13 protein-coding genes and 1 tRNA gene are annotated in these 16,847 nt (G+C 69.4%); 3 read left to right on the top strand and 11 right to left on the bottom strand.

Annotated elements, in window-relative coordinates; genetic code table 11:
* Positions 1–34 precede the first annotated feature (34 nt).
* The gene (gene ilvC, locus E0L17_RS01775) at positions 35–1,033 is read left to right on the top strand and encodes a ketol-acid reductoisomerase (protein ID WP_167929573.1); all 999 of its coding nucleotides are present in this window, start codon (positions 35–37) and stop codon (positions 1,031–1,033) included.
* Between the two features lie 593 nt (positions 1,034–1,626).
* On the opposite strand, the gene E0L17_RS01770 is transcribed toward ilvC, so the two are convergent.
* The 5 genes from E0L17_RS01770 to E0L17_RS01750 form a co-directional block, all read right to left on the bottom strand.
* Entirely contained in the window at positions 1,627–2,988 is a 1,362-nt protein-coding gene (locus E0L17_RS01770) for a LuxR C-terminal-related transcriptional regulator (RefSeq protein WP_167929572.1), read from the bottom strand.
* Positions 2,989–3,165: 177 nt separating this feature from the next.
* Complete coding sequence (gene rplT, locus E0L17_RS01765) at positions 3,166–3,531, bottom strand: 50S ribosomal protein L20 (RefSeq protein ID WP_075280384.1); 366 nt, start codon at positions 3,529–3,531, stop codon at positions 3,166–3,168.
* Positions 3,532–3,577: 46 nt separating this feature from the next.
* Positions 3,578–3,775 (bottom strand): 50S ribosomal protein L35, encoded by a 198-nt coding sequence (gene rpmI / locus E0L17_RS01760; protein WP_075280385.1) that lies wholly within the window; start codon positions 3,773–3,775, stop codon positions 3,578–3,580.
* A gap of 1 nt (position 3,776) precedes the next feature.
* Positions 3,777–4,349: a translation initiation factor IF-3 gene (infC, locus tag E0L17_RS01755; RefSeq protein WP_075280386.1), complete on the bottom strand. Its 573-nt coding sequence runs from the start codon at positions 4,347–4,349 to the stop codon at positions 3,777–3,779.
* A gap of 346 nt (positions 4,350–4,695) precedes the next feature.
* A complete protein-coding gene (locus E0L17_RS01750; protein ID WP_167929571.1) occupies positions 4,696–5,214 on the bottom strand; it encodes a ferritin in 519 nt (172 codons plus the stop codon).
* Positions 5,215–5,324: 110 nt separating this feature from the next.
* On the opposite strand from E0L17_RS01750, the gene E0L17_RS01745 reads away from it, so the two are divergent.
* Positions 5,325–5,406: transfer RNA gene (locus tag E0L17_RS01745), tRNA-Leu, on the top strand.
* Positions 5,407–5,702: 296 nt separating this feature from the next.
* On the opposite strand, the gene E0L17_RS01740 is transcribed toward E0L17_RS01745, so the two are convergent.
* The 6 genes from E0L17_RS01740 to E0L17_RS01715 form a co-directional block, all read right to left on the bottom strand.
* Complete coding sequence (locus E0L17_RS01740) at positions 5,703–6,338, bottom strand: MBL fold metallo-hydrolase (protein ID WP_167929570.1); 636 nt, start codon at positions 6,336–6,338, stop codon at positions 5,703–5,705.
* A gap of 148 nt (positions 6,339–6,486) precedes the next feature.
* On the bottom strand, positions 6,487–8,850 hold the full coding sequence (locus E0L17_RS01735) for a RelA/SpoT family protein (protein WP_167929569.1): 2,364 nt from the start codon (positions 8,848–8,850) through the stop codon (positions 6,487–6,489).
* A 17-nt stretch (positions 8,851–8,867) separates the two neighbouring features.
* Positions 8,868–12,158, bottom strand: coding sequence for a single-stranded-DNA-specific exonuclease RecJ (gene recJ / locus E0L17_RS01730; RefSeq protein ID WP_167929568.1), 3,291 nt, complete (start codon positions 12,156–12,158; stop codon positions 8,868–8,870).
* Entirely contained in the window at positions 12,159–13,574 is a 1,416-nt protein-coding gene (locus tag E0L17_RS01725) for a SecDF P1 head subdomain-containing protein (RefSeq protein ID WP_167929567.1), read from the bottom strand.
* A 113-nt stretch (positions 13,575–13,687) separates the two neighbouring features.
* On the bottom strand, positions 13,688–14,827 hold the full coding sequence (gene tgt, locus E0L17_RS01720) for a tRNA guanosine(34) transglycosylase Tgt (RefSeq protein ID WP_167929566.1): 1,140 nt from the start codon (positions 14,825–14,827) through the stop codon (positions 13,688–13,690).
* Positions 14,828–15,054: 227 nt separating this feature from the next.
* Complete coding sequence (locus E0L17_RS01715) at positions 15,055–15,327, bottom strand: HPr family phosphocarrier protein (protein WP_075280393.1); 273 nt, start codon at positions 15,325–15,327, stop codon at positions 15,055–15,057.
* 247 nt (positions 15,328–15,574) lie between these two features.
* On the opposite strand from E0L17_RS01715, the gene E0L17_RS01710 reads away from it, so the two are divergent.
* The gene (locus tag E0L17_RS01710; protein ID WP_167929565.1) at positions 15,575–16,846 is read left to right on the top strand and encodes a coiled-coil domain-containing protein; all 1,272 of its coding nucleotides are present in this window, start codon (positions 15,575–15,577) and stop codon (positions 16,844–16,846) included.
* Position 16,847: the final 1 nt, after the last annotated feature.

Below are 16,847 nucleotides of genomic sequence, written 5' to 3'. Positions count from 1 at the left end.
TCCCCATTGTCTCATCACAGCAAAGGAGAAGAACATGGCCGTCGACATCTATTACGAGAAGGACGTGGACCCGAGCGTCATCCAGGGCAAGAAGGTCGCCATCATCGGCTACGGCTCCCAGGGCCACGCCCACGCGCTGAACCTCCTGGACTCCGGCGTTGACGTCCGCGTTGGCCTGCGCGAGGGCTCCAAGTCCGCCCAGGCCGCCCAGGAGGCCGGCCTCAAGGTCATGAGCATGGACGACGCGGCGGAGGAGGCCGACGTCATCATGATGCTCGTCCCCGACGAGACCCAGCCCAAGGTCTACGAGGAGCACGTCGCGCCGCACCTCAAGGCCGGCGACACCCTCGCCTTTGCCCACGGCTTCAACATCCACTACGGCTACATCAAGGCCCCCGAGGACGTCAACGTCATCATGTGCGCCCCCAAGGGCCCGGGCCACATCGTGCGCCGCCAGTACACCGAGGGCTCCGGCGTGCCCGACCTCGCCTGCGTCTACCAGGACGCCACCGGCGACGCCTGGGACATCGTCCTCTCCTACTGCTGGGGCGTCGGCGGCGCCCGCTCCGGCATCATCAAAGCCACCTTCAAGGAGGAGACCGAGGAGGACCTCTTCGGTGAGCAGGCGGTGCTCTGCGGCGGCCTCGTCGAGCTCGTGAAGGCCGGCTTCGAGACCCTGACCGAGGCGGGCTACCCCGAGGAGCTGGCCTACTTCGAGGTCTACCACGAGATGAAGATGATCGTCGACCTCATGTACGAGTCCGGCATCCACTTCATGAACTACTCGATCTCCAACACCGCCGAGTACGGCGAGTACTACGCCGGCCCGCAGGTCATCAACGCTGAGTCCCGCGAGGCCATGAAGCGCATCCTCGCCCGCATCCAGGACGGCTCCTTCGCGCAGGAGTTCGTCGACGACTGCAACAACGACCACAAGTGGCTGCTCGAGAAGCGTGAGGAGATCAACTCCCACCCGATCGAGAAGACCGGCGAGAAGATCCGCTCCATGTTCAGCTGGATCAAGAAGGACTAGGCGAGAAGAACGTTCTTCTCGGCACGTCACGGGGCCGTCGCCACGATTGGCGACGGCCCCTTTTGTCCTCCCCCTGCCGGCACTCATGAGTGCCGGCCCGACGACCGGTTGGAGCCGGCACTTCTCGATAAAGTCCGAGAAGAAGCCGACACTCCTGCCCATCGCCAGCGGGTTCGGCCGACACTCCTTGCCGGCACTCATGAGTGCCGGCAGGCGCCCCCCGTAACGATATCCGCCGCAGTCGTGCGTGGCGCGTTTCACCGACACAGAAACAGGGGCGGCGCCCCATTGCGCCGCCCCGCCTCATTACGTATTAGGGTGGAATCACCTGTCTCAGGAGTTGGTGGGCTGACAAGGCAATTCAATGCTTGGACCCGCTCCAGACGCTTCTTTCAACGACCCAAATCCGATGCTGATGTCGGAGAATGTCGGCGAGTGCGCTCGCCCGGTGTCTAACGGGTCTCGGTCACGCGGAAGGCGGGTCCAAACCCTGCTATATCTTCTGTGTTCACTGGACTCGCCTCCTCTGACGGTCGCTTTGTGGGTAGCGACGATGTTCTTTGTTACTGCTCTTCTTCCCTTCATGCGGCGGCTTACTCAGTCGTGACGGAGTCATCCGCGGACGGTCGCGTTTTGCCGGCGGATGGCACCCTCCCCACGTCGCGGGCCAGCAGGTCGGTGAGCTCGCGGCTGCTGTGCACCCCGAGCAGCTCGTAGCCCTGCGCGCGATAGGCGTTCACGGTCCCGCGCGCCACATGGAGCGACTCGCAGATCTCGGGCGCGCTGCGCCCGAGCGCGATCTGCGTGAGCACATGGGCCTGAAGCTCCCCCGCCCCGCGACCGCGCAGGTAGAGCACGCAGCGCTCCTCGTCGAGGGTCGTGGTCACGCGCTCGCGCGGCCAGAGGAGGTACGGCGCCAGCGCCGCCACCGCGCAGGCATTGCCGATGATGCCGAGCGCGTTGAGGCTGATGGATCCGCCGGGCATCTGAATCTCGAGCCCGTACCCTCCGCCGCCGGCGAGCAGCCCGAAGAGGGCGAGCGCAAGAAGGACAAGACCGAGTCGCATCGTGACCCAGCGCGGGCGAACGCGCATGCCGCGCAGACGCGCGTAGGCGAGAAGCACGAGCCAGGGGAACGCTAGGGCGACGGGGACACGGAGGAGCCCAAGCGCCTGGTCCATGGAGCTGCCGCTCGAAAGCGTCACGCGGGCGAGGAGCCGCACGACGAGACCGACGCAGAGCGTCATGACCATGAGCGCGGGCGCGCCAGGAGACGTCACGTCAAAGGCCGCGGGCGCGGCGGCTGCGCCCCGCACGGCCGGGCGCAGCTCGTCGAGCGAGGTCACGCCGAGCTTCTCGCACGCGCGCGAGCGATATGTCATCACGGTGGACGAGCTCAGTCCCAGCGCTGCCGCCACCTGCGCGACGGTGCTGCCCGTGGCGAGCGCCTCGGCAATCGCGCGCTCGCGCTCGCTGAGGGCGTCTGCGCCGCGGATCCCGTCGAGCAGGGAGGCCGGGGCCGCGGAGGACACCGCGGCACGAAGCACCCACACGGGGAGCGCCATGCCCCAGAGGGCCCACGACCCCCAGCGCAGGATGCGCTCGGCCCAGCCGAGGGCGCGCACGAGGCCGCCCATCTCCCAGGGGAACCACAGGTAGTACGCCGCCGCAGCGGCCAGGTACGCGAGAAGGACCACGATGCCCGCGCCCGTCAGAGCGCGCCTCCGCCGCCCCAGGCGGTCGCGAAGCGCCCACGCAAGCGCGGCCGTCACGACGGAAAGGGGGATGGCCGACGTCCAGAAGAAGTAGCTCAGCGGCATCGCAGAGTCATCCCGGCCGGGAGACAGCTGCGCGTTGTACTGATACGACTGAAGCAGCGCCGGCAGCAGCAGGAGCGCCAGCCCCCATGCCACCCACAGCACCGTCCGAACCGCCGTCCGTGATCGCTCGCCCATGGGACCCCCTTCTTCAGTCCTTCTCGTCTGACCGCAAAATCGTAGGCCCCGAGCAGGTCGGATGTCATGTCGTAAAGGTTATGCGGGTGGCACGACACGAACCAATCAGCCAAAAAAGCGCCCCGGGCGAGAAACCCGGGGCGCGCATGATACGAGGGGACGGTCCCCCTGTCTCATCTACTCCGCGTCAGCGAGGGCCTTCTTGGCAACCTCGGCGATGTCGGCGAAGGTCTGCTCGTCGCTGTAGGCAATCTCAGCGAGGACCTTGCGGTCGAGCTCGACGCCGGCGAGCTTGAGGCCGTGCATCAGCTTGCTGTAGGACAGGCCATTGATGCGGGCGGCGGCGTTGATGCGCTGAATCCACAGGGCGCGGAACTCGCGCTTCTTGTTGCGACGATCGCGGTAGGCGTACTGGCCGGAGTGCTGGGCCTGCTCCTTCATGCCACGGAAGGTGCGGGAGCGGACTCCGTAGTAGCCCTTGGTGCGCTCGACGAGCGTCTGACGCTTCTTACGGCCGGCGACGGCGCGCTTGACTCGTGCCATATCTGATCAACTCCTTGGTGAGACTGAATCGAGGACGCTCGCGCGCCTAGTTGGAACCCATGCGCTGGGAGACGGTCTTGACGTCCGCGGGGGAGATGACGGTCTCCTGGCGGAAGCCACGGATGCGCTTGGGCGACTTCTTGGTCAGGATGTGGCTCTTGAACGCCTTGGCGCGCATGATCTTGCCAGAGCCGGTGCGGCGGAAGCGCTTGGCCGTACCCTTGTGCGTCTTCATCTTGGGCATGCTAGTTCTCCTTCTCCGTGGTGACATCGCCGTCCCCATCAGCCTTCTTCTCGAAGGCGCCCTTGATCGGGACGATCGTCATGTGCATGTTGCGACCCTCCATGAGAGGCTTCTGCTCGACCGTTGCCACGTCCTTCAGGTCCTCGGCGAGGCGATCGAGCACCATGCGACCCTGCTCGGGGTGGGCCATCTCACGACCGCGGAACATGATCGTGATCTTGACGCGGGCGCCCTTCTTGAGGAAGCGGATGACGTGACCCTTCTTGGTCTCGTAGTCGCCCACATCGATCTTGGGGCGGAACTTCATCTCCTTGACCTCGACCCTAGCCTGGTTCTTGCGGGCGGCCTTGGCCTTGCGGTCCTGCTCGTACTTGAACTTGCGGTAGTCGAGCATCTTGCAGACCGGGGGCTCCGCGTTCGGCGCGATCTCGACGAGGTCGAGACCCTGGTCGCGAGCAATGCGCAGAGCGTCGCGCACGCCGAACAGACCAAGCTGCGAGCCGTCGATGCCAATCAGGCGGCACGTGCGGGAAGTGATCTCCTCATTGATGCGAGGACCGTCGTTCCTGGCTATCGTTCACACCTTCCTCTCGTTGCGGCTCCCGCCGCATAGAAAAAACTCCCGACGCCATGCAGCATCCGGGAGACGACACACGTCCCCGAGGGGACGAGAAAGCTACGTTGTCTGACCAGACAGCTGCCCGCAGGCGCCGTGTAGGTGGGGACCGAAGTCCCGCTTCGCAAAAAGCACACTAGAGGAGAATAGCACGCACGAGGTCACGAGGCAACGGGTTTTTCTCGCCAGACAACCTCCACAATAAGGATTTGGGGACGGGTTATTCCCGGCAGACGAAACGGGACAGGCCTCCCACGCGGCCTGTCCCGTTTCCTTTGCCGGGAATAACCCGTCCCCAAATCGACTAGAGCTTGAGGGAGGCGGACTGCACGTAGGTGCGGGCCTGGTACTCGCGATCGAGGTCATAGAGGCCCTTGGGGTCGCAGCCGAAGAGCTTCATGTTGGTGATCATGTCGCGGGCGTTGGTCTCCTCCTCGCCCTGCTCCTCCACGAACCAGTCGAGGAACTTCATCGTGCGGACGTCGTGCTCGGCGTGCGCGACCTCGTAGCAGTGGTGGATGAGGCTCGTGACGTACTCCTCGTGCTCGAGGCCCGCCTCGAGGGGCGCGAGGTCGTTGTCGAAGGTCTTGTCCGGCCTGGCGATGGCCTCCATCGTGGGCTTGAAGTCGTTGTCGAGCAGGTAGCGGCGGATGGCCAGCGCGTGGTCCATCTCCTCCTTGGCCTGGATCTCGTACCAGTTGGCAAAGCCCTTGAGGCCGCGGTCGTCATAGTAGTCGGCGAAGGTGAGGTAGAGGTAGCTGGAGTACAGCTCCTTGTTGATCTGCTCGTTCAGAACCGTGGTGACCTCGTTGGAAAGCGCCATGGGAGTTCCTCTCTCTCGTGGGATGTTCGACTACGCTGACTATATACCCCGCTGGCGACAAAAACGCGCGGTCTGGTATAGTTCTTCTCGCATGCGACATGCGCCCTCAAGCCCGAGTGGCGGAATTGGCAGACGCGACGGTCTCAAAAACCGTTGGGGAAACTCGTGCGGGTTCGAGCCCCGCCTCGGGCACCTTCCTCGCCCACCCCCTCACATGGATGCCCTGCCCAGACGCGGGCGCCCTATGAACAGGTATGGTGCCCTCCCGCATGGTGCCCTCCCGCATGGTGCCCTCCCGCATGGCGCCCTCCCACTTAGGTGAGCACATTATTTGAACCATCGCCGCTCACCTAAGGAGATGTTCCTCTCACAAGCTGCGCAAACGCGACTCACCTAGGAAAACCATGCAAGACAGTTGCGGAAATTTGCTCACCTAAGAGTGCGGGGGCAGGAAGGAACGCCGAGACGGGGCCACGCCCGCGGCGCTCCTACATCAGGAACGGGTTCTGGGCGAGCTCGCGGGCCATCGTCGTGGCCGGGCCGTGACCGCAGAGCAGCGTGGTCGCGGGCGGAATCTCCAGCGCCATCCGATGCAGCGACGCCATGATCTGCCCCTCGTCACCGCCCGCCAAGTCCGTACGACCGTGACTGCCGGGAAAGAGCGTATCACCCACGAAGGCCACGCCCTCGGCCGTGCCGCCGCCCACGAGCACCACGCCGCCCGGCGTGTGGCCCGGCGTCTCCATGACGGTGAACGTGGCGGTCCCCACGGAGAGGACGTCGCCCTCGGCAAGAAGGACGTTCGGCTCCGGGGCGTTCTCGTCGTAGCTCCTGCCGACCTCGCTCATCTCGCCGGCGCGGGCCGCAAGCTTGGCGTCCGCCGCGTGGATGGCGAAGGGGGCGCCCGTCGCGCGGACGAGGGCGGCCACGCCGCCGACGTGGTCGCCGTGGCCGTGCGTGGCAGCCACGCAGGTCACACGGACGTCGCTCAGGTGCTCGGCCACGGCCGCGCCGGATCCTCCGGGGTCCACCACGAGGCACTCCCCCGCGCTCACGTACGCGTAGCAGTTGGTCTGCAGCGGGGTCACCACGAACTGCCGCAGCTCGTCGTTCTTCTCGGCCATCTCGGCCCTCCTTCACAGGGTGAGACAAAGGGGACGGCGAGACAAGGGGGACGCGTGAGACAAAGGGGACGGGTTCTTTTGTCTCATGTACTCCAATGAGACAAAAGAACCCGTCCCCTTTGTCTCACCGCCCCCTTCGTCTCACCCGCTACTTCACGCGCTGCTTCATCTGGTTGGCGCCCTCGCCGGGCATGATGCGACGGGCGTCGTAGACCGAGGGGACGCGGCTCACGGCGGCGAGAAGGACGTCGAGCAGGCTCGCGTCGGAGATCGCCACGAGGAAGCGCAGCCGCGCCACGCCCTGCGCCGTGGTCTGCGTCGCAGCGGAGAGGATGTTCGCCCCGGCGTCGCCCACGGCGACGGTGATGTCCCTGAGCAGGCCCATGCGGTCCGTGGCCTCCACGACGATCTCCACGCGGAACTCGGTGGCGCCCGAGGTGTCCCAGGCGACCTCGATCATCCGCTCGGGGTTGCGCTTGAGGTCGGCCACGTTGGGGCAGTTCGCGCGATGGACGGAGACGCCGCGGCCGCGCGTGATGAAGCCCACGATCTCGTCTCCCGCCACGGGGTTGCAGCAGTGGGCGAGGTGCACGAGGAGGTCGGCGTCGCCCTTGACCACCACGCCGCAGTTGCTCTTGCGGCGCTTGCCGCGCGTGGCCTGCGTGAGCGCATAGGACTTCATGACCGGCGCGCCCGAGGACATGGCCCGCTCGTGGGCGGCGTGGCGCTCCGCCTCGGCGGCGGCAGCGGCCAGCTGCTCGGGCGAGCCCTCCTCGAGGATCTCCTCGATGCGGTTGGCCGCCTGCTTGACCGAGACCTTGCCGGTGTGGACGCAGGCGAAGAGGTCCTCCGGGCTCCTCAGCTCGAAGTGCTCGCAGACGCGCTCGATGGCCTTGACCGTGCGGCGCGTGGAGATGCCGTAGCCGCGCTTGCGCAGCTCGTGGGCGAGCTCCGTCCTGCCCTGCTCGGCGTCGTCGTTCTTGGTCTGGGTGGAGAAGTACTTGCGGATCTTGGCGCGGCTCGACGGCATGGCCACGAGCTGCATCCAGTCGCGCGACGGCTTGGCGTTCTTGTTGGTGAGGATCTCCACGCGGTCGCCCATGTTGAGCTTGTAGGAGAGCGGCACCACCGAGCCGTTTACCTTGGCGCCCACGCAGTGGTTGCCCACCTCGGTGTGGACGGCGTAGGCGAAGTCGAGCGGCGTGGCGTCACGCCTCAGGCTCATGACCTCGCCCTTGGGCGTGAAGACGAAGATCTCGTGCTCGAAGAGGTCCACGCGCAGGTTGTCGAGGAACTCGTGCGGGTCGTCGATGTCGTCCTCGGCGGCCCAGTCGAGGGTCTTGCGGATCCAGTTGATCGTGGAGTCTATGGCGCGGTCCTCGGCGCTCATGCGGCCGCGCGAGTTGCCCTCCTTCTTGTAGAGCCAGTGGGCGGCGATGCCGTACTCGGAGGCCTCGTGCATCTCCACGGTGCGGATCTGGATCTCTATGGGCTTTCCGTCGGGGCCCACGACCGTGGTGTGCAGGCTCTGGTAGAGGTTCGCCTTGGGCGTGGCGATGTAGTCCTTGAAGCGGCCGGGCATCGGGTTCCACAGGGAGTGCACCGCGCCGAGCGCCGAGTAGCAGTCCCCCACCGTCTGGGTGATCACGCGCAGGGCGATGAGGTCGTAGATGTCCGCGAACTCGCGGCCCTTGCGGGTCATCTTCTGGTAGATGCTCCAAAGGTGCTTCGGCCGTCCCGTGATCTGGTAATTCCTGAGGCCGGCCGCCTTGAGCTCGTCGTCGAGCGTCTTGATGGCGGCCTCGGTGTCGTCCTCGCGCTGCGCGCGGCTGTCCTGGACCATGCGGGCCACGCGCTGGTACTCCTCCGGCTCGAGCCAGAAGAACGCCAGGTCCTCGAGCTCCCACTTCACCGACGAGATGCCGAGCCGGTCGGCGAGCGGGGCGTAGACGTCCATGGTCTCGCGCGCCTTGAACTGGCGGCGGTCGGGCGGCAGGGCCGCGAGCGTGCGCATGTTGTGCAGGCGGTCGGCGAGCTTGATGATGACCACGCGGATGTCGCGGCTCATGGCGAGGAACATCTTGCGGAGGTTCCAGGCCTGCTTCTCGTCCATCGAGGAGACCTGGATGGAGGTGAGCTTTGTCACGCCGTCCACGAGGTCGGCGACGGTCGCCCCAAAGAGCTCGGCGAGCTCGTCCTTGGTCGCGGGGGTGTCCTCGACCGTGTCGTGGAGCAGCGCGGCACAGATGGTGTCCTCGTCCATGCGCAGGTCGTGCGCCAGGATGAGCGCCACCTCGACGGGGTGGTTGATGTAGGGCTCGCCGGAGCGGCGGCGCTGGTCGCGGTGGTACTCGGCGGCGAAGCGATAGGCCCGCTCGACCTTCTCGCTCCCCTCCTCGTCGAGATACGCCGCGCACGCCGCCTGGAGCAGCCGATAGTTCGCCGCGTCGGGAACCCCCCTCTTGGGGTCTCGCGCCGCCGTGGGGGCGGCCGTGTACTCGTTAGCGCTCATGGCTCCCCTCCTTCCCCTCACACGATGATACCGAAGTCGGGCGTGATGGGCCGGCTCACGCGGGCGAGAAGCTCGTCCGGGGTCGCCTCGAGCGCCCAGGAGCAGAACTCGGAGAAGGCGCGCTGGGCGCGCTGCCCCTCCGCGTAGCACGCGGACTGGGAGAGCTCCATGCGCGCCGGAGAGGAGGCCATGGAGACCCGGCGGGCGTCGCCCCAGCCCGTGACGGAGGCGAAGCCGAGCTCCGAGAAGACCGCGAGCCCGGAGGCGACCTCCGAGGCGTCGAGCGCGACGCGCGGCTCGAGCGCGCACGCCTCGCGGGCGATGCCCTCGTCGTCGAGGGCGATGGGGCCGCAGGAGCGATAGAGCGACGAGAGGGCGCGGTAGAGCGCCACGAGCTGCGGGCGCGCCGGCGCGGCCGCCGAGAGGATGCGCTCGCCGGCGTAGACGTCGCGCGAGCCGAAGAGCACGTGCACCGTGGCGGGCGCGCCGTCTCGCCCGGCCCGGCCGCTCATCTGGTTGAACTCGACCTCGCCGAGCGGCAGGCCGAAGAGCACCACGTGGCGGACGCCCGGGAGGTTGACCCCCTCGCCGAAGGCGCTCGTGGAGACGATGCACGCCAGGTCGTCGGCGCGGAACGCCCGCTCGACGCGGCCGCGGGCGTCGCGGGAGAGGCCGGCGTGGTAGAAGGCCACGCGGTGGGCGAGCTCGGGCACGCGGTGGCGCAGGGCGCGCACGAGCGACACCGCCTGGTCCCGCGAGCTCACGTAGACGATGGTCTTCTCGCCGAGCGCCACGATCGAGGCGAGGGCCGCGTCGCGGTCCCTGAGCTCGCGGCAGTCGTCGATCGCGAGGTTGGTCCGGGACGCATCGTCGACCACCACGTCGGCGCGGCCTATGGAGAGCAGCTCGCAGACGCGCGACGCCACGTCCGGCGCCGCCGTGGCCGTCACGGCGAGCGCCACGGGACGGCCGAGCTCCTCGAGGACCGCGGGCAGCTCGAGGTAGGCGTCGCGGTCTCCGGGCTTGGCGAGCCCGGCGTGATGCGCCTCGTCCACGACGACGAAGCCGACGCGCCGCGACTCGGCGAAGGAGGCGCGGTGGATGGCGAGAAACTCGGGCGTGGTCAGCACGACGTCGACGGAGCCCGACGCGAGCCCGGCGAGCACGCGGGCGCGCTCGGCCGCGGGCGTCTCCCCGGTGAGCACCTCCACCGAGACGCCGTCCGCCGCAAGGCCCTCTCGCAGGTGGAAGGCCTGGTCGGCGACAAGCGCGCGGAGCGGGTAGACGAAGACGCTCGCCCTGCCGCGCGAGATGGCCTCGCGCGCGGCGTGGAGGTGGAACACGAGCGACTTGCCCCGCCCCGTCGCCATGACGGCGAGGCAGGAGCGGCCGGCCGAGAGCCGGTCGAGCGCGGCGCGCTGCGCGGGGAGCAGCGGCGCGTCGCCGATGAGCGAGCGACGGAGGGCCCCCGTGAGGTCCTCGTAGGAGAGGCGCGCGAGCTCCGCGCGACGGCCCGCCGCGGGGGTCACGGCGTCGTCGCCCGGCGCCGGGGGCGCCTCGAGCACGCCGTCGGGGACCGCGGGCCGGGAGGGGGCGTCGGGCAGGCGGTACAGGATGTCCCTCACCATGAGCTTGGGCTTGGTCCTGCCCTGCCAGGTCTCGTTGACCGCCTCGTAGACGAGGTCGACGACGCCCTCCCAGGAGCTGGCGCGCTCGGCGTCGGGCGCGCGGAACATGATCGCCGGGACGCAGCCCGCGCCGTCGGTGGCCACGAAGCGCACGTGGGCGCCGTCGGCCCCGACGCGGGCGCGGTTCCTCATGCTCACCCCCACGGAGGCGAAAAGCGGCTTCTTGTTGCCCTGGCCGAAGGGCTGGAGGAGCTCGAGCGAGGCGATGCTCTCGACGGAGAGCTCCCCGAGCCGCACGATGGCCGTGACCTCGCCCGTGTCCTCGAACTGCTCGTCGGGGAGCTCCCCGAGCGCGCGGCACAGACGCTCGCGGAACTCGTCGACGCGGGACGCCTCGCAGGTCACGCCCACCGCGCCGGCGTGCCCCCCGAAGCGCACAAGCACGTCGGAGCACTGCTCGACGGCATGGAAGAGGTCCACGGAGCCCACGGAGCGCCCCGATCCCCGCGCGACGCCGTCCGTCACGGAGAAGACGATGGCGGGGACGTGATAGCGGTTGACGAGGCGCGATGCCACGATGCCCTTGACGCCCTCGTGCCAGCCCTCCCCCGCCACGACGACGGCCCGGCCGCCGCGATAGGTGCGCTCCGCCTCGGCGAACGCCTCCTCGGAGAGGGCGGACTCGGTCTCCTTGCGCTCGGCGTTTATCGCCTCGAGCCTCCCGGCGAGGATCGTCGCCTCGGAGACGTCGTCGGTGAGGAGCAGCTCGAGCGCCACGTCGGTGGAGCCCATGCGCCCCGCCGCGTTGAGGCGCGGGATGACGGAGAACGGCAGGCCGTCCGCCGTGACCTGCGCGAGGTCGACGCCCGCCGTGGCCGCGAGGGCCACGAGGCCGGGGCGCGAGGTCTCCCGCATGCGCGCGATCCCCTCCGCCACGAGCGCGCGGTTCTCGCCCGAGAGCGGCATCATGTCCGAGAGCGTGCCGAGCGCGGCGACGTCGATGAACTCGAGCCAGAGGTCGGGGGCCCCGCGACGGCGCCCGAGCTCGCAGACGAGCTTGAGGGCGACGCCGGCGCCCGCGAGGTCGCGCGAGGGGCAGCCCTCGTCGAGCTTGGGGTCGGTGACGGGGACGCCCTCGGGGACGAGGTCGGCGGGCTCGTGGTGGTCGGTCACCACCACGTCGATCCCCTCGCTCACGAGCCACGCGACCTCGCGGGCGGCGGCGATGCCGTTGTCGACGGTCACCACGAGGTCCGGGTCGCACGCCGCGCGCACCCGGGCGAGCGCCTCGCGGGAGAGGCCGTACCCCTCGCCGAAGCGGTGCGGGATGAAGGGGTGGACGTCCGCGCCGAGGCGACGGAGCGCGAGCGTGAGCAGGCAGGTCGAGCTCATGCCGTCGACGTCGAAGTCCCCGAAGACCGCGATCGCCTCGTGGGCGTCGAGCGCGCGCTCGACGCGCGAGACCGCGGCGTCCATCCCCGGGATGAGCAGCGGGTCCGCCCAGTCCCGCTCGAGCGAGGGCGTGAGGAACGCGCGCGCCTCGTCGACGTCGGTCACGCCGCGCGCCGCGAGGACGCGGGCCACGAGCGCGCTGACGCCGAGGCCGTCCGAGAGCGCGCGCTCGGCGGCCGGGTCATGGGCGAGCACCGCCCAGCGGCGGGTGTTGGCGAGGCCGGACATCTAGCGGTCGCCCTCGTCGCGCGGCGCCACGCCCCAGGCGTCGGGGTTCGCGCGCATGGCGCGGGAGCAGGCCCTCGTGAGCGGCAGGCAGACCAGCAGCAGCGCGAGCGCGCCGGCGACGGCCGCGACGGGCCAGGCGAGGCCCGCGGGGTTGGAGGCGAGCCCGCCCTCGGGGACGAGGAGGAAGAGCGCGATGCCGCCCGCCACGAACGCCACCGCGATGACGCCGAGCTCCCGCGCGAGGCGGCGCAGCGCGACGCGCCCGGCGTCGCGCGGGTCGGTGCCGCCGCGCACGCACGAGCGGACGCGCCAGAGGACGCGAAGCAGCTCGAGGAAGGCCGCGCACACGACGATGGCGGCCACGACGTAGGCCGTGACGGTGGGCACGAAGAGCCCGGCGCGGGAGAGCGCGGCGAGGCCGCCCACCTCGAGCACGGCGACGCTGACCAGGCCGGCGTACGCGACGAGGCCGAGCAGGCGCATGGTCGCGAGCAGCGCCACGAGCACAACGAGCGCCACGACGCCCGCGACGACGAGCGCCCGGAGGAGGCCGGCGCCGGAGACGGACGCGGCGAGCGGCGCGACGGTCCCCTCGCCGAGCTCGGCCGGCAGCACGCCGGTCCTGACCGCGGCCTGCATGCCCGCGGCGTCCGTGAGGGAGAGGTCCGCGGAGACGGTGACCACGCCGTCGGTGATGGGGTCGCTCACCCCGGCCGCCGCGACCACGGTGCCGTCGAAGACGACCGCGACCTGCCCACCCACGGGGGCGAGCTCGGACGTCACCTCGGCGAAGGCCTCGGCGCCCTCGGAGGTGAAGGTGATCTGCATGCCGTAGAGGTCGGAGGAGGCGGAGAGCCTCACCGGTTGGACGGAGGCGATGGAGGAGTTGTCGAGAAACGCCTCGTAGCTGCCCTCGGCGAGCGCCACACCGGATGCGCCCGCCTGCACCCGCGCAAGCGCGTCGGCGTCCGAGATGGCGTCGAGGCGGACGAGCTCGACCCTGCCCGGCCTCGTGGCGACCTCGACGGCGTCGGCGGCATCCTGCCCGGCGGGGACCTCGACGGTCACGCCCTCCCCCGAGCCGACGCGCGCGCCGCGCACGCCGAGCGCGGAGAGCCGCGACCTGACCGCGGCGGCGGTCGCCGCGGAGTCCGCGCCGCCATCGGCGAGCGGGTACGAGTAGGACGTCCCCCCGGCGAAGTCGACGCCCCAGCCGAGGACCTCGGCGGGGGGCAGGGCGAGAAGGACGGAGGCGACGAGAAGGACGACGGCCACCGCCAGTGCGGCAATCTGCGACCGCGCGTCGGAGGGGACCCCACGGCCCGCCTGCCCGGCCTTGCTCCTCGGCGCGGGGCCCGCCGCCGCTCCCCAGCGGCTGACGCCCGTGGCGCCCTTCCCGTTCTTCTCGTCTCTCATGGCATGCCTCTTCGGTTGGGTGGCGCTTCAGCGCCCTGTCAATCCGAACAATCATACCGCAACGGGCGGGGCGCCCCGAAAGCCGGCCGGCCGGGCGAGGGGCCTCCCTGCGCCTACCAGTCCCGCGCCGCCGGGGACGCCATCCAGTCCTCGACGAAGGCGGCGTAGGTGCCCGCCACGATGGCCTCGCGCGCGCGGCGCATGAGGTCGAGCAGGTAGTAGATGTTGTGCTGGGAGATGAGGATCGAGCCGAGCATCTCCTTCTGGCGCACGAGGTGGTGCAGGTAGGCGCGCGAGAAGCCCCCGGTGCAGGTGGGGCAGGGGCACGCCGGGTCGAGCGGGCCGTGGTCGTGGGTGAAGCGGGCGTGCCGGAAGTTCAGGCGGCCCTCGCTCGAGAACGCGGAGCCGGTGCGCGCCGTGCGCGTGGGCAGCACGCAGTCGAACATGTCCACGCCGCAGGCGACGCCGCGCACGAGCGTGGTGGGGTTGCCGACGCCCATGAGGTAGCGCGGCTTGCTGCGCGGCATGTGCTCGGAGACGAGCGGCGCGAGGGACTCGAACATCGTGTCGTGGTCCTCCCCCACCGAGTAGCCGCCGATGCCGTAGCCGGGGAAGTCGCCGATCTCCTCGAGGTGGCGCAGGGAGCGCAGGCGCAGGTCGAGGTGCATGCCGCCCTGGACGATGCCGAAGAGCGCCTGGTCGGGTCGGGTGTGCGCCGCGTAGCAGCGCTCGGCCCACAGGCTCGAGAGCTCGACGGAGCGCTCCACCTTGGAGCGCGGCGCCGGGTAGCCCACGCACTGGTCGAGCTGCATCACGATGTCGGCGCCGAGCTTCTGGGCGATCGCCATGTTCTCCTCGGGCGACCACTCGACCCAGCGGCCGTCGTAGTCCACCGCCCGGAAGCGCACGCCGTCGCGCGAGAGCCTGAAGAACTCCTCGTGGGAGAAGACCTGGAAGCCGCCGGAGTCCGTGAGGATGGGATGGTGCCAGCCCATGAAGTCGTGAAGGCCGCCCATCTCGGCCACGAGGTCGGCGCCCGGGCGCATGGAGAGGTGATAGGTGTTGGCGAGCAGGATCTTGGTGCCCAGCTGCTCGAGCGTCGAAGGAGGCAGGCCCTTCACCGTTGCCTTGGTCCCCACCGGCATGAAGATCGGCGTGGGGACGTCGCCGTGGGGCGTATGCAGGACGCCCGCGCGCGCGTGCGTCGCCGGGTCCTCGGCGAGGACTTCGTACTTGAACAGGCTCGTATCCACGGCTTCCTCCGCTCGCGTGGGGAGGTCGCCGAGAAGAACCGTGTGACCCGGCGCTCGGACAGCTTCGCCGCAAAGGGCGCGGCTGCAGAACTCGCGGCGGGCCACACGGTTCTTCTCGACGACCTCGCAGTCGCAACTTGGCGTGCCCATCCTACACAAAAGGACCCGGCGTCGCAGTGACGCCGGGTCGAACCATCGAGAAAAGGTGATGAGGTGTCGCTGATTGACTACTCGCCGAAACCGGAGTCGATGAGGGCGATCAGGGCGTCCAGGGCCTCCTGCTCGTCGGCACCGTCGCAGGCAACCTCGACCTTGGTGCCGGTGCCGAGGCCGGCGGCCAGGATCATCATGATGGACTTGGCGTTGACAGGAGCGGAGTCCTTGTCGACGTTCTTGATGGTGACGTTGCACTGGTACTTCTTGGCCTCGGTCACGAAGACGGACGCGGGACGGGCGTGAAGGCCGGTGGCGTTGATGATGCTCGTCTGCTTAGAAACCATGTTGCGGACTCCCTTTCCAAATACTCCAGAACAATCGGGGACGTCTGCATCCCCCCTGAGAAACACATAGCACATCCTAGCAAACAAGGAACGAGTTGGCGCCAAACTTCTGGCCAAGGGTGCAATCTCTGGGGATAAGCGGAATCAGGGCAGGCGGCGGGCGGTCGTGCGAGACAATGTTGATGACGGCGTCGCCGTCACACGAGACAGCGCGCCGCGAGCGCTCGCGGCTGAGAGGAGCGGACCCATGGCACACGAACCCGAGGAGCTGAAGAACGCCAAGGAGACGGACGCGCCGTCGACCGACCAAGCCACCGCCCCCGAGGCGGGCGAGGCCGAGGCGCGCGGCTCGTCGCGGGCGCTTGACGCAGCGCTCGGGGCGGCGCGCGGCGCCGCGGGGACGGCCGCCACGACCTTCATGAACGGCCTCTCCGCCGTCAAGGACGTCCGCGAGGCGGCGAGGCGGCACGGGTCCGCTCGCGCGCGGCTCCGCGAGCTGCGCGAGACGCTCGAGGCCGACGAGGCGGAGCTCTCCCACCGCGAGGAGGTCGAGTCCGGCTACGGGGACATCATCCGCGAGCAGGGCGCGATCGTGTCGGAGACCAACGAGACGCTCGTGGCCGAGCAGGGCAAGGTCGAGCGGCTCGAGGAGGAGGCGAAGGCGCTCGAGGAACGGCTCGCGGGCATGAGGCGCGACCACGAGCAGGAGCTGCGGCCCTACAAGCGGCTCGCCGACTCGGCACGGGAGCGCCACGACGAGGCGAGTCGCGTCGTGGCCGAGGCCAAGCGCGCCGTGAAGACCGCAGAGGGGCAGCTGAAGAGCGCGACCGACCGCAGGGAGCAGGGCATCGCCGCGGCGAACCGCGCGGTGGACAGCTCCCAGGCGCGTCTGCGCAAGGTGCAGGAGGAGCTCAGGCGCGCGCAGGAGGCCGACCCCTCCTCCAACGCCGTGACCCAGCTCAAGAACGAGATCGTGACCGAGCTCGCCCACGTTGAGGCCGCCCGGTCCGACGTCAGCGCCACCACGCACGACGCCCAGGAGGCGGTCGACGCGGCGAGCACGCACCTCTGGACCCAGAAGCAGTCCCTCGAGAGCGCCCAGCGCGAGGCGGACGACGCCCGCAGGGAGTACGAGGAGAAGAAGGGCGAGTACGACGAGCTCCAGGCCAAGGCCAAGGCCGAGGAGAAGGCGCTCGAGGAGCAGATCTCCGCCGCGCGCGACGGCGCCGAGGAGGCCAAGGCCGCCTACGACGAGGCGGCGGAGCGGCATGACGGCGCACAGGCCCTCATCGACGAGGCGGAGGAGATCCACGCGACGCCCGAGGTGACCGCCGAGCTCCGCGAGAGCATCGAGGGCCTCCGCGCCCAGATCGCCGACCAGGAGGCCGTCGTCGAGGGACTCTCGGAGGCCGAGCGCGGCCTGAGGGCGCGCACGCGCCGCGAGCGCGTCGCGTTCGGCGCCGTCATCGTCGCCGTCGCGGTCATCCTGGTCCTGATCGTCGTCCTTATCGTTCTGTAGC

The sequence above is a fragment of the Olsenella sp. SW781 genome, assembly GCF_012027725.1.
Classification (GTDB): domain Bacteria; phylum Actinomycetota; class Coriobacteriia; order Coriobacteriales; family Atopobiaceae; genus Thermophilibacter.
Note: the sequence above shows the minus strand (reverse complement) of the source record. Positions and strands in the feature narration are given on the sequence as shown.